Origin of the sequence: Spirosoma liriopis (genome assembly GCF_023196085.1) — a bacterium.
In the GTDB taxonomy this organism is placed as follows: Bacteria; Bacteroidota; Bacteroidia; order Cytophagales; family Spirosomataceae; genus Spirosoma; species Spirosoma oryzicola.
In genome coordinates this window covers 28,078-41,544 of sequence record NZ_JALPRF010000004.1, presented here as the reverse complement: position 1 = coordinate 41,544, position 13,467 = coordinate 28,078, and the positions used below count along the sequence as shown (strand labels likewise).

Annotated in this window: 8 protein-coding genes; 3 read left to right on the top strand and 5 right to left on the bottom strand. The window is 49.1% G+C overall.

Features of this window, described 5'->3' with window-relative positions:
• The first annotated feature begins 44 nt into the window (after positions 1 to 44).
• The 3 genes from M0L20_RS22485 to M0L20_RS22475 all read left to right on the top strand — a co-directional run bounded on the left by M0L20_RS22485 (position 45) and on the right by M0L20_RS22475 (position 6,907).
• Entirely contained in the window at positions 45 to 3,092 is a 3,048-nt protein-coding gene (locus tag M0L20_RS22485) for a SusC/RagA family TonB-linked outer membrane protein (RefSeq protein WP_248479215.1), read from the top strand.
• 45 nt (positions 3,093 to 3,137) lie between these two features.
• On the top strand, positions 3,138 to 4,790 hold the full coding sequence (locus tag M0L20_RS22480) for a RagB/SusD family nutrient uptake outer membrane protein (protein ID WP_248479214.1): 1,653 nt from the start codon (positions 3,138 to 3,140) through the stop codon (positions 4,788 to 4,790).
• Between the two features lie 83 nt (positions 4,791 to 4,873).
• Entirely contained in the window at positions 4,874 to 6,907 is a 2,034-nt protein-coding gene (locus M0L20_RS22475) for an SUMF1/EgtB/PvdO family nonheme iron enzyme (RefSeq protein ID WP_248479213.1), read from the top strand.
• A gap of 21 nt (positions 6,908 to 6,928) precedes the next feature.
• Here M0L20_RS22475 and M0L20_RS22470 read toward each other — a convergent pair whose 3' ends face one another.
• The 5 genes from M0L20_RS22470 to M0L20_RS22450 form a co-directional block, all read right to left on the bottom strand.
• Complete coding sequence (locus M0L20_RS22470; RefSeq protein WP_232563063.1) at positions 6,929 to 7,141, bottom strand: hypothetical protein; 213 nt, start codon at positions 7,139 to 7,141, stop codon at positions 6,929 to 6,931.
• Between the two features lie 170 nt (positions 7,142 to 7,311).
• Positions 7,312 to 9,873, bottom strand: coding sequence for a TonB-dependent receptor (locus tag M0L20_RS22465; protein ID WP_248479212.1), 2,562 nt, complete (start codon positions 9,871 to 9,873; stop codon positions 7,312 to 7,314).
• A 989-nt stretch (positions 9,874 to 10,862) separates the two neighbouring features.
• Complete coding sequence (locus M0L20_RS22460) at positions 10,863 to 11,681, bottom strand: phytanoyl-CoA dioxygenase family protein (RefSeq protein WP_248479211.1); 819 nt, start codon at positions 11,679 to 11,681, stop codon at positions 10,863 to 10,865.
• 12 nt (positions 11,682 to 11,693) lie between these two features.
• Positions 11,694 to 12,134, bottom strand: a complete 441-nt coding sequence (locus tag M0L20_RS22455; protein WP_248479210.1) for a DUF4395 domain-containing protein — start codon at positions 12,132 to 12,134, stop codon at positions 11,694 to 11,696.
• A gap of 79 nt (positions 12,135 to 12,213) precedes the next feature.
• A complete protein-coding gene (locus tag M0L20_RS22450; protein WP_248479209.1) occupies positions 12,214 to 13,404 on the bottom strand; it encodes a sterol desaturase family protein in 1,191 nt (396 codons plus the stop codon).
• Between the last annotated feature and the right edge of the window lie 63 nt (positions 13,405 to 13,467).

Genomic DNA, 13,467 nt, shown 5'->3' with positions numbered 1-13,467 from the left:
ATCATGTCCGCAACGTCTTGCTCCGATTCACTTTAACTATTGCTATGAAAGAACGACTATTTACCCTATTACTTTTCGTGGTTGGGCCTTGTACCGGCATACTGCCGACAGTGGCCTTTCCCAGTAACAACCATGTACGTTTGCATCCGGCTGGCGGTTGGCACGCTGTGGAGATTACCGTTCAGGGACGGGTAACGGATAAAGAAAAAGGAGAGGGTGTACCAGGCGTCAATGTGGTCCTGAAAGGTACCCAGAAAGGAACCACCACCGACGTGAACGGTAATTATTCAATTGCGATCAACTCAACGACCGATGTGTTAGTGTTTAGCTCGGTTGGTTTCGGGGCTCAGGAGATAACCGTCGGTAATCAAACGTCGATCAATGTTATTCTGGAGTCGGATTCAAGAACATTGGGCGAGGTGGTTGTCGTTGGTTACGGGTCGCAGTCACGGCGTAACGTTACGGGTTCGGTGGCCAAAGTCGATATGAAACAAACCGAAAACCTGCCTAACACGAACGTAACGCAATCCTTACGGGGCCGGGTAGCCGGTGTGCAGTTTACCGACAGTGGCCGTCCCGGTCAAAACGGCTCCATCCTGATCAGAGGTCCCCGGTCATTGGGTGGCGGCAACGATCCGCTGATTGTTTTGGACGGAATTTTCTTCAACGGCAGTCTGGCCGATATTAATCCGAATGACATCGAGTCAATGGAAATCCTTAAGGATGCCAGCGCTGCGGCTATTTATGGATCACGGGCTGCTAACGGGGTTATTCTCATTACCTCGAAACAGGGAACAACCCGCAAACCTACCATCCGGATCAATGCCTTTAGCGGTGTTTCAGAAATCGGACGCACGGTCAAGCTACTGAGTCCCGAGCAATATCTGCAAAAAACGCTGGATTACCGCGCACAAAGTGGCTTACCGTCGGACCCGGCCAATGTAGCTAGTTATCTAACCACAACCGAGGCCGCCAACTACAAATCAGGCAATACAATCGATCCCTGGAAAGAGGCTTCGCAGCCCGGGCGCATCGGGTCGTATGATTTAAGTTTATCGGGCCGCAACGACGCGACCAACTATTACCTGTCGGCTGCCTTCACCGACGAAAAAGGAGTTATCTTCAACGACAACCAGAAACGCGTTACCCTGCGGACCAACATTGAAAATCAGGTGACGAACTGGCTGTCGGTAGGCACGAACGCTACGTTTATCCGACGTGATTTGTCAGGACGGGAAGCCGATGTGGCTAGTATCTATTACAGCAGTCCCTTTGGTACCTGGAAATATTCAGATGGTGAGCCGACGCAGTACAGCGTACCCGAAGAACAAATTTCGGGTAACCCGATCCGGTCGGCCCTGCTAACGAAGAACGAAGAAATTTATAATAACCTGTTTGCCAATTTCTACGGACTCGTAACGGTACCGTTTATCAAAGGGCTTTCGTACCGGGTCAATTACTCGCCAAACTATCGGTGGAACCATATCTATAATTTCGTCCGTCAGGATCGCCGGTTGCCCAACAACACGACCAGCACCAATAAGTACAATCAGGAAAGTTTCGACTGGGTGCTGGAGAATATCGTTACCTACAATAAGCAGATCAACCCGAATCATGGCTTCGATCTGACACTTCTTTACGGGCGAAATCACCAGCAATCCGAGTCAACGACAGCTAATGCCAACCAACTAAGCTCGGACGCGCTCGGCTGGAATAGCCTGACCTTGGGAAGCACGCAGACAACGACCTCTACCGCTTCTAAGATCGACGGGATTTCCTCAATGGCCCGCCTGAATTACCGCTTTAAGGATCGATACCTGCTTACCTTGACGGCCCGCCGGGATGCCAGTTCTGTGTTTGCTGCCAACAATAAGTACGCTACATTTCCGTCGGCGGCTCTAGCCTGGATTGCTTCGGAAGAGTCGTTCATGCGCAAAGCCTCCTTCGTTGACTTACTCAAATTCCGTCTTTCTTACGGAGCCGTTGGTAATCAGGCCATTCAGCCTTATCAGTCGCTTAGTCTGTCGGGTATAACGCAGTACGTGTTCGGAGATAGTGGCCCCACCTCGGTCGGAATTTTTCCTGCGACAATGGCTAACTCGGATCTGAAATGGGAAACAACCTACACGACGAATGCCGCCGTTGATTTTAGTTTGTTTAAAGGACGACTGGGGGGTACCGTTGAAGTATACAACAGTGATACCAAAAACCTGATTGTTCAACGGTCATTGCCCACGCTTACCGGCTATACCAGTGTCCTGACAAATCTAGGAGCGACCAACAACAAGGGTATTGAATTAACCCTCAATACGGTCAATCTGCGCAAAAAGAATTTCGAGTGGAGCAGTAATATAGTCCTGTCCGCCAATAAAAATAAAATCGTTCACCTATACCGGTCTGATACGAATGGTGACGGTAAAGAGGATGACGACTTGGCAAACCGGTGGTTTATCGGACAGCCCATCACGGTTTATTATGACTACGTCTTCGATGGAATTTATCAGCAGGGCGATCAAATTCCAAGTGGTTCCCAAGCTGGGTTTGTCCGGCTTAAAGATTTGAATGGCGATGGTAAGCTGGACGCAAACAACGACCGGACGATTATCGGGCAAGGCGGGCAGCCCAAGGTTCGCTGGGGAGTTACCAACAATTTCTCCTACGGTAATCTGTCACTCTCCGTGTTTGTGAATGCGATGCAGGGCTGGATTTCGGATTTTATCCTGCTCGATCCTAACTCGACTCGTAGTGAGAATTCACCAGGTCGTGCTTTGAACCAAATCGATGCGGGCTGGTGGACTGCCGATAATAAATCCAACACCCGACCATCTCTGGTGTACACCAACCCACAGGGGCATAACTATTACGTAAGCCGGAATTTTATCCGCATCCAGGACGTGTCGCTGGCGTATAATTTCCCGAGCAAGCTGGTCAGCAAACTCCATGTCACGAATCTACGGGCGTTTTTAAGCGCGAAGAACCTGCACACCTTTACCGACTGGCCAGGTACAGATCCCGAAAGTGGTGGTACGACCAAGTCTTCCTTTTACCCCATGCCCCGGTCGTATACGTTGGGTCTGAACTTAGGTTTTTAATCCATAACGGTTGTAAAAAAAGTATCTCTGGTGGATTCAATCACAATGAAATTTCGACAATTCAATATAACCACCCGATCATTTGGTAAGCTGGTTGGCTTATGCGCAATGATCCTTTTGTCTGGCTCCTGCAAAGACCAGTTTTTAGACGAAGTTCCTCTGGCTTCGCTTAGCTCAGACGTTGTTCTTAGCTCGAGAGCGGGTTTCGACAACTACATTACGGGCCTGCACCAAGCCGCTCGTGATGAACTGTCGCAGGAAGACTTAGGGAGTTTTTATGACATGTATCTGGGTACGGATGTCGCCACAACGGGTCAGGAGCAAACGGTAAATTTTCGGAATTATACCACTTTTCTAACCCCAACTGCTGCTGCTGCCAGTAGTTTCTGGAACTGGGGATACACTAAGATGATTCTGCGGGCCAACACCGTTATTGAATATGCCAATAAGCCGGAGCTAAAAGGGATATTCGCCAGCGATGCCGAACGTAATGCCATTATCGCTGAAGCCCGCTTTTTTCGGGGATACACCTACAACCTGCTGGCCAATCTTTACGGAGGTGTACCTATTATCGATGTTACCTACCAAAATCCGAAAACCGATTTTGTGCGGGCTACCCGTAAAGAAGTGTATGAGTTTGCCAAAGCGGACCTGGAATTTGCTACGCAATATTTACCGGTTACGGTAGCCAAATCGAGTGAGGGGCGAATTGTTAAGGGCGCAGCCGATCACCTGCTGACGGAGGTGTACATAAATCTGGGCGATTACGACAAAGCCATCGAAAGCTCTACCCGCCTGATTAGCTCCGGAACTTACCAATTGATGACCAATCGGTTTGGTGTCCGAAAGGATCAGCCCGGCGACGTGTATGCCGATTTGTTTGCGGAAGGCAACCAGAACCGAAGCACCGGAAACCTGGAGTCCATCTACGTATGGCAGTATGAAAACCTAACGCCGGGTGGAGCGGGGACAAACAATGGCAATAACAACATTCGCGGTTGGGTTCCGTTTTTGCCCAATTTGAAAGATCCGGCGGGGGGAACGGGCATGATAGTATCGGATAGCCTTGGCCGGGGAGTTGCCTATAGTCGGCCGACGACGTTTTTCTTTTATGATCTCTGGAAAGACGACTGGGATAACGACATTCGCAACTCGGTGTATAACATCCGGCGTAAATTCTATTACAACAACCCGGCATCGACGTATTTTGGTAAACAAGTAGAGAAGCGTACGGCTAACGAAGACACCATGCGTAACGTTTATCCTTACCTGCGCAAGCTGGAAGGTAAACCGTTCAACGGGTCTAACACATCGGGACGAACGGGTAAAGATTTCATTGTCTACCGATTGGCCGAGACGTATCTGCTGCGGGCGGAAGCTTACGTTCGTAAGAATAATCTGACGGCTGCTGCTGCTGACATCAATGCCGTACGTAACCGCGCGAAGGCTAAGCCGGTGGCGGCTGGCGATGTAACGATCGACTATATTCTAGATGAACGGGCTCGGGAGTTAATTACCGAAGAACCCCGTCGTCGGACACTCAGCCGGATGGGCAAACTCGTTGAGCGCACCCGTAAGTACCAAACGCGGTCTGACGTACGAAGCACGATTCAGGATTTTCACGAGCTTTACCCCATCCCACAGTCGGCCATCGACGCCAACTTTAGCGCTAAATTGACCCAGAATCCCGGTTATTAATTCGTTCACGCACGTACTAATAAAAAGGCCAGCCCCAGTGGATTTGATCATCAATCAGCCAGGGCTGGCTTATCTTTACTACCATGAGAGCAAGGCTAATTGGATTACTACTACTTTACTGGCCATTGATGACGAGTTGGGCTCAGGAAAAAAACTCGATCGGTATGCAGCTTATCCCCGTAAAAGCCGGTAAATTTTACATGGGCTCGGAGCGGGAAGGAAAAGATTATGACGAAAGTCCGGTTCATCAGGTAAGCCTGTCGAAACCGTTTTTGATGTCCGCTACCGAAGTGACCAATGCCCAGTACGAAGCCTTCGATGCGGCTCATAAAAAAGTAAGGGGAAAAAACGGCTTTTCAACGCAGGACGACGAAGCCGTTGTCTTTGTCTCCTACCAGGATGCTATCGCCTTCTGCGATTGGTTGACCAAAAAGGAAGGAAAACCCTACCGACTACCGACCGAAGCGGAGTGGGAGTATGCTTGCCGGGCGGGTACCGTTTCTGATTTTTGGACGGGAAGTTCGCTGCCGAAACTTTATCAGAAAAATCAATCGACGAATCGCAACACGGCTGTTGTCTCCTTAAAAGTTGCTCAGACGCCGGCTAACCCCTGGGGACTTTACGACATGCATGGCAACGCAGAAGAGTTGTGTCTGGACTGGTACGGTCCGTACGAACCGGCTCCTGCTATAGACCCGGTTGGCCGGGCTTCTGGTCTGTACCGAATTAGCCGAGGAGGGAGCTTTGGAACGCCTGTTTCTTTTTTGCGGTCTGCTAACCGGTCGGCGATGATACCCGAGGATAAAAACTGGTTAGTAGGCTTCCGGGTCGTTCAGGCTCCACTGCCAACCTCCAAACCATTGCCGACGGTGAAACCACCGGCTTACGCGAGCTCCATTTCCCAGCAACGCTACAACTGGAAGCCGATTGATGCAAGCAAGCCAATCTTTCGGGAACCGCAGCGGTACGTAAATAAGCCTGACTGTACGCACCCCGTTCCGTTTTACAGTCACAACCATCAACCTGCCATCACCTGGTGTCCCAATGGAGACTTACTTTCCATCTGGTTTTCTACCGATGAAGAAAGTGGTAGGGAAATGACCGTCCTGACTAGTCGACTTCGAGCGGGCGCTACCCGCTGGGATGAACCAGCCGAATTTTTTAAAGTACCGGATCGCAACATGACGGGTGCTTCTCTCTTACACGATGGAAAAGGTACGATCTACCACATGAACGGTGTAGAAACTGACGGCGACTGGCAAGATTTAGCCATGGTACTGCGCACCAGTAATGATAACGGAGCAAGCTGGACAACTCCACGTTTGGTTAACCCAGAGCATACCAAGCGGAATCAAGTCATTGCTGGCTTAAATCAAACCAAAGAAGGTTGGCTTATCCAGCCTGCCGATGCGGACCCCGGTCCTTCGGGTGGTACGGCTATTCATGTTAGCAAGGATCAGGGGAAGACCTGGACAAATCCGTACACAGGAACGGAGACGCCTTCTTTTGGCGCGGGAGAAACGGGCGGACTGATTGCGGGCATCCACGCCGGTGTTGTTCAGCTCAAAAACGGTGATTTGCTGGCACTGGGCCGGAAGAACGATATTAAAGCTGCCGACAGTTCAGACCTGCGTATGCCCCTGAGCCGCTCAACCGATATGGGAAAAACCTGGACCTATTCAGCGTCTCCTTTTCCACCAGTCTGGAGTGGACAGCGGTTGGTACTTACCCGGCTCAACGAAGGTGCCTTGCTTATGATCTCGTTCACGCACCATCCGGACGAACGCGCTGAAAAGCTGGCCGGTATGCCCTTTAAATTGGCCGATGGCAATCAATATAAAGGCTACGGGATGTATGCTGCGGTGTCGTTCGATGAAGGAAAAACCTGGCCGGTAGTCAAACTGGTGACCGACGGAAAAGACCGGTACCTAAATGGAGGAGCCTGGACAGGTGCCTTCGAAATGGATCAAACCCACGCGGAGCCTAAAGGCTATTTAGCCATCACACAAACGCCCGACAACGTTATTCATCTGCTAAGCAGTAGCTTACATTATCAGTTTAATCTCGCCTGGCTGAATGAACGTCCAACGATAGTTACGGCTAGTAAAAATAACTAACCGACCGACTAAAAGAAGCTTTTAATCGGTCGGCTTTACTCTTCTGATCTCACTCGCACTGAGCGTTATGGTAAACTCGCGTCGTTCACTATTCCAGCAGTGTACACGCTCGCCGTACTGACTAATCACGGGTACCGGCCAGTCAATATCAGGATTGGCCGCTTGCTGCTCACGAGCGGATTCTTCGTCGATGGGCGTAACCCAATCGTCTAATTTAAACTCTTGATCGTTCATAGCTAACTATTCCGCAGGTTGCTGAATCAATTTTGTCCGCTTAGGATGGTTTGGGTCGTCGTGTGATTCCAAAAACAAGAAAGGTAGTAGCAAAACAAGGTTTGCTACTACCTTTCCCAAAGTGTAACCAATAAAAAATCGATTGGTTGCCGTCAATCTTTCCGTCTACACTAGTACGTAAAACGGATGGTGGCCCCGTAAGTACGCTGGTCGCCCACGATACCGGCATATTGGCCGTAACTTCCGGGGGCAGCCAACAACTGTTCGTAGTAATTCTTGTTCAACAGGTTTCTGCCCCACAAAAAGAATGTAAGCCCGTTCGATGCTCGGAAACCTAGCCGTGCATTGCTAAGCGCATAACCGTCAATGTTGAGGTACTGCGAAGGGGAGGGGCTTGACGAGAAACTTGACCGGAAAAATTCGTCAATACCCAAAAAGTAATTTCCTTTCAGGCCCGTCAACGTACCCTTGGCCGTAACTTCGCCACCGACCGATCCAGACCATTTAGAAATACCGGGTAACACTCCTCCCGAAACGTCCTTGAAAGCCTGAGCACCTCCTACTTCTTCCAAAGGCACGGGAGCGTTGGTAAAGCGCACGTACTTACCGTCGGTATAAGCCACCGCAGCATTCAACGTCAGGTTTGTAAATCGAACATTACCATCTAGTTCTACGCCCTGCACCCGCACTTTTTCTGCATTAGCCAGATAGCCCCGGTTTACACCCGGTTCCGGCGTCTGTACCTGCGTTTGATAATCTCTGATGTCTGAACGATAGACGGTCAGATTTAAGACGGAATTGCCCGAAGGTCTGGTTTTGATGCCAAATTCTTTATGGTCTACGTATTCAGGCTTCACATTAGCGAGATCAATCAAAACCTGTCCATTTGCTGTAGGTAAGCCCCCGACGTTTACACCAATTGGCTTATACCCAATGGAGTAGGTAGCATACGCATTGAGGTTAGTACTGGCTTTGTACTGTACAGACAATTGTCCCGAGAAGTTGCCCTGCGCGTAATCCGTGTTGAAAGCCTGGTTGGTGTAAACACTATTTTTTAAAGCGATCAAGGCTGGGTCCGTAGTTTGCAAACCACCATACGTTACCCGGCTGTAATCAACTACTTTTTTGTCATAGTTGTAACGCGCGCCGGGTAAGATGTGGAGCCGGTCGGTCACAGCCCAGTCAGCCTGAGCGAATACCGCTAAACTCGTGCTCTTAATTTCGTTCGTGGTACGAATACCAAAGTTGTCGAATAAACCGGGCGTTTTCCACAATGCGCTGGTCGAGCTTTGCGCAAATCGCCACTGGGCCGAACCGGCTTCTTCCGTCTGAACCGGGTCCGATTTCAAGTCTTGCCAGAGACCGAACAAGCCGACAACCCCACTTAGGTTCGAAGACACTTTACCCGAATAGCGAATCTCCTGCGACCACTGGTCATGCTTCGAGTTACCAGAAGAGATTGTAAAGACCGGTAAGCCGATGTAATCGCGGTCATTCAATGGGGTCCATACCCAGTAGCGCCAGGCCGATGTAGCGGTCAGTGTTCCATTCCCGATTTTGATGTCCGCATTGACCGAAACGCCACCTAACTGGTTATCCGCTTTTGACGGAGTGTCCAAATCCACAACACGCTCGAACGCACTAGAATAAGGAAGCTTGTAGTTTAAATCGGCAATAATGGCATTAAACTGGCGATAAGCTGCCCGTTGCGTAGGTACTACGCCAGCTACTGGCCAACCGTATCCATTGGGCTTCTGATCAGTAACGTCGCCGATTACAGTGATCTGTACGTTATCGCTGGGCGTGTATAATAGTTGCCCTCTGACGCCGATGTTATTGATGTCGTTGATGGGCATTTGGGTGTGTACGTTGTAAAACAAGCCATTCCGCTGCGTGCCCGAGAACGAAAGACGAGCGGCCAGTTTTTTGCTCAGTGGTCCTGTTAGTGATCCTTTCGCCTGAATGAATCCGAAATTGCCGTAACTTAGTTCGAAGTTGGCTCCGGGTGTAAAACTTGCTGCCCGCGTCGTAATGTTGAAAGCGCCCGCCGTCGTGTTTTTACCAAAAAGCGTTCCTTGTGGCCCACGAAGTACTTCGACGCGTTCGATGTCAATAAAGTCAAGTGCCGTAGCCGCCGGACGCGCGTAGTAAACGCCGTCTACGTAGAAACCGACACCTGGGTCAACACCATCGTTGGTCAAGCCGAAAGTCGATCCTAATCCGCGAATGTTCAGGGTTGTATTTCGGGCATTTGACGCGTATAGCTGAACTGTGGGTACCAATTCTTTAAGCCGGTTCACGTTGAAAGCACCGGCGTCTTCGGCCCTTTGCCCACCGACCACCGATATGGGAATGGGTACCTCCTGAGCCGACTCCTGCCGCCGACGGGAAGAAATCACCACATCCTCCAGTTGGGTAGTATTCGCATCGAGCCTTATCTCGACTCTGCTTTCGTTGATTTGTATTTCTTTTTTGAGGTAACCAACTGAAGAAACGATCAGCGTAAACGGTAGTTTTTGTCCGGTAATCAGGTTGAATTCTCCGTTTGCGTCCGTTGCTGATCCATTGGTTGTTCCCTTGATGGTTATACTGGCCCCGATCAAGGCTTCACCTGTCAGTGCATCCACTACTTTTCCGGAAACGGTCGAATTGATTGTAGGCGTCTGCGCGAATAAAAGTTGTGCGTTAAAAAGTGCAGTAAGTAAGACAACTGACCTTAGAAATAGATTCATGCTAGTGTATTTGGTGGAATTCATGGTTGTTTAAATGAACAGGAGCGGATTGTGCACTATGTTGACTCCGACCAGCCGCTCCAAATCAGGCCGGTTACAATCGGGATCGTTTATTAGGTTTAATGATCGATACAGAATGGGCCTTATCTCAATCAAAAGATTTATTATCTAAAAGCCTATAAACATATATAGTATATAGAATTAGTAGATTTTAATTGGTAGTTTAAAAAAATTAGCTTCCCGAGAAATAAAATAGCACTCAGAAAACTAAAGTGCGGTACTACTTTTCGTTACGTCATACGATTAACTCAACAAAGTGATAGCCGTTGTAAAGGCTGTTCTTAGGGCAAAAACAATACGTCTGCTGGACGAGGTAACTAGTGAATCTGCTTTACAACTAAACAAAAGTAATGGGCCACATAAGAGCTGGTCGGCTACCTAGCTAGTAAAACTTTGGGCAAAAGTAGTTGTTTTGATGAGAATATTCCAACAACCATTCCCTAAGTCTATTACTTTTCCTTGTTAGGTCCCCGATCTTGCCCAAAACCGGTTGGTGCACTAAGCTTCCGGGGATGCTTGGTGTGAAAGCTTAGTCAAGGAGACAATCCGTAAGAATCAGAGAATTTGTTCAGAAGACAACTGCCTGAAACAGACTGTTGTCTTCACTAAGAACAGCCTATTAAACCAAAGGTCATAATTACACCCGCCAGAAAAGCAAACACATTTGGTTAACCGATTAAGAAATACCACTTCCATTTACCGATTCGTAGAGGTAAAAAATAATGACAAATAAGGCCCAATCTGTTGCAGGTTACACAATAAAAGAATGCTACTAGCGTTAATGTACTGTTAGCGTTTGCGAAGCCCCACTTGCTGTGCAAGTGGGGCTTTTTGTTTCCTGTCTACTTATCGCAGCGTGATCTTCTATTTTTCGATCGCCAAACATCTGGTTTCCGCCAAAGTTTTGCCTCAGGGGTCTTTCTAATAGATTAATCCTGTATCCGTTGGGCGAAACGGTGGTAAAAAGGCGTTTTACTGGTGGCATGTTTGGGTTGGTAGTCACCCGTAATGATCGGGATGTACATCACACGCCGTCTACTGGCTGCTCCTAGATGGGGCGATTGCTCGACGCGGTGCCACAAACTCCCATTGTGAATTGTAAGATCACCCGCTTCGATGTCAAATCCTACCTCACGCGGGTCTGGCCGGTGGTCGATGAACTGGCGCTTGCGAAACAACGTCAGCAGCACCGATTGCCGGTGCGTACCTGGTAGGACCCGTAAACCCCCGTTAGCCTGTGGGCAGTCGTCCAGATGCAAACCAACATTGAGCATCGGGCGAATGCGCCGACCCAGGAACAAATCCCGTGGGCTATCCGTATGCCAGCCCATCCGCGAAAAATTACTAGTTGGCGTTCGCACGTAGTGGTTGACAACCAAGCCATCTTTTTCGTTCGGACTGATCCGGCCTTCGAAGGGCGATAAGAGTTGTGTAAGTCCTTGCAGACGAGGATCTTTCAGAAATTGACTCAAGAGCGGGCTGAACTGCGATGTAAAGGCAAACCGCTGAATGATCTGACGGCCGGTCTCGTCATGCCCGAATTTGAGGGGCGTGCCGTTCACAGTGTCTACGTTTTCGGCTAGCCAAAGCGCTTCGACCCGTTGAATCTCATGCAGGAAAGTCTGCACTGTCAGACGGTCGACGAACTGTTTGATATGGATAAACCCATTCTTGTCGAAAAAATCAAGTTGCTGGGCGGATAGTACCTGCGTCAATTGGTCAGGAAGCAGCGTGGAATTTGTAAGCATAGGATAAATCAATTAAGCGGCCCGTGAAAACAGCCGTACATAAAACGTATAGACATAGCAGCCCGCGCAGAAACCAAAAACGGATTCAAGGGCGGCAAAAACAGCCAGTATGCTAGCCGGAAGTAGCGTTGATCGATGAGCCAGATCAAGACTTAGAATCAATAGACTGAAGCCAAAGCCAATGCGAGCCGCGAATCGTTTTGGTGCCTGATCTGTCGCTTTATAGGGTAATCGAAGCACTTTCACGATCCAGGACGCTCCATTTCCCAAAGGGCTATACTCGCCTACATGAAAACTCCGCAAACCAAAGTCAGCCAGTAGTAGCACAGGCAGCAGTACCCAGCCTGTCAGTAAATACACTAAGGTTATCAGTAAAATGAACCCGGCGGTCAGGCGCACTTTCGTTTCGTTGATTTGAACCCCATCGACAGGGCATAGAAGGTTCGATTCCATCAATTTTTCTGTTTAGACAACGACAAACTTGCGTTAACTACTTCGAGTAGTACCTCTGATTCACTGTTATTTCCTGCTGTCATTGTGCTGGTTGTTTAGCGAGTCCGAATAAGAAATTGAAGTAAACGCGCTGGATAAGGGATTGATAAGCCCACCAGCTTATGGCACCGATGTAGGCCAGTATAATGAGAATCGGATCGCCGGTGGTAACGTACAGAAAAGCCCACAGAACGATCAATCTGGCCAGTTCCAGGTGAATGACCCACTGCCGCTGTTCCAGAATAGCACCACAGTTGATAAGGGTTAGGAGGATAAAGAGCGCCATCATCACCTGCCAGAGAAGGGGGATCTGATGTTCAAACAAAGTCAGGCCGAACAGCAGGATTAATAAATTAATGATCTGACCGACCACGTATCCTCGCAAGCGGGTAATCGACTGGACCAGCGTGAGGGGGTGAGCTGCCACAAAAAAGCGAGTAGCCAACTGGTCCCTTATCTGCCCGTCAATCCGATCTGGTGGGCCAAAGAGCAATCTGACTTTGGCGCGAATACCGCTCGTGCGACGAGTCGCTTCCAAAAGCTCCAGTAGGGTATGAAATTGTTGCCAAAGAAAACTGTAGCTGCGAAGTGGTTTGGTCAGACCATAGACGGGTTCTTCTACTTCGGGCGCAAACGTACCAAAGAGTTTATCCCAGATGATAAGTACATCCCCGTAATTTTTATCGAGGTACTGCGGATTGCTGGCATGGTGAACCCGGTGGTGAGAAGGAGTGACAAGGATGTATTCTAGAAAACCTAGCTTCCCAATTGTGCGGGTATGAATAAAAAATGGGTACAAACCATGGAACAGCAGCAGCGTCGTAATCATACCTGCCGGAAAGCCAATGATGGGCAGGATAGCCCAGAATCCGGTACGAATAAGCGCTTGAAAGACAGTAATTCGAGCCGAAACCGTGTAATTGAATTCCTCGCTCTGGTGATGCACAACGTGAGCCGCCCAAAACAGATTGACCTCATGGGCGAACCGATGATACCAGTACCACACAAAATCTGTTGCGAAAAACAGGGCAACCCAAGTCCACGCTGAAGGCTTGATGGATAGCAAAGCATAGTGGTGATGCAGGTAGTCATAAACTCCGTAAAAAGCGCCTACTGTGAACAGGTCCAGCAAACGCTCAGCGATCCCCACGCTTACATTAGCGATGGAATCGTTGAACCGGAAATAAACTTTCTTCATGGCTTTGGCTAGCAGATATTCAAGCCCCATCATGAACAGAAAAAAAGGAATGGCAAGAGCAAGCCAATTTAAACTATAACTATTCATAATCTATAT